A 656-nucleotide genomic window follows, 5' to 3' on the forward strand; every position below is an offset into this window, starting at 1 on the left:
ACATTTGGTGACACCATGGGTGGCGTGGCTCTAATTGCTTTGGGTATCGCTACAATCTTCGTTGCTATCACAGTAATGGGTAAGCTAATGAAGAGCCTAATGGTTGGCCGTGCTCGCGATATTCTGAAGAATGCAATTGGTCGTGGTCCTATCCACGGTATCGTATCAGGCTCGATCGTGACGGTGTTGGTACAATCTTCATCAACAACAACAAGCTTGATGGTTCCACTTGTAGGTACTGGTGTTCTTAAAGTTCGTGACATTTACCCATTCACTCTAGGTGCGAACATCGGTACATGTATCACTGCGCTACTTGCAGCTACCGCCGTATCTGGTGAGTTTGCTGTGTTTGCTCTTCAGATTGCGCTAGTACACTTAACCTTTAATATTTTGGCGACACTGTTTATCTTTGGTATTCCGTTCTTACGTGAAATCCCAGTAAAAGGCGCTGAAATGATTTCAGAGCTTGCTATCAAAAACAAAGCCGTTGTGGGTGGCTACCTGATGTCTGTATTCATCATTCTGCCAGGCGCAATCCTTGCTCTGACAACCTGATAATACCAACCATCGCTTATTGTTTAAGGCTCCACGTTGTGGGGCCTTTTTTGTATCTGTAACCATGATGCAAAAATGAGAGCTGATGTAACTCCGATTGA

The 656-nt window shown here is 44.7% G+C and carries 1 protein-coding gene; it reads left to right on the plus strand.

Annotated features, from left to right (window positions below; genetic code table 11):
* Positions 1-555: Na/Pi symporter (locus tag R8N49_RS27830; protein WP_318190536.1), on the plus strand; the 555-nt coding region annotated here is incomplete at its 5' end.
* Between the last annotated feature and the right edge of the window lie 101 nt (positions 556-656).

The organism is Vibrio sp. 1978, assembly GCF_033344345.1.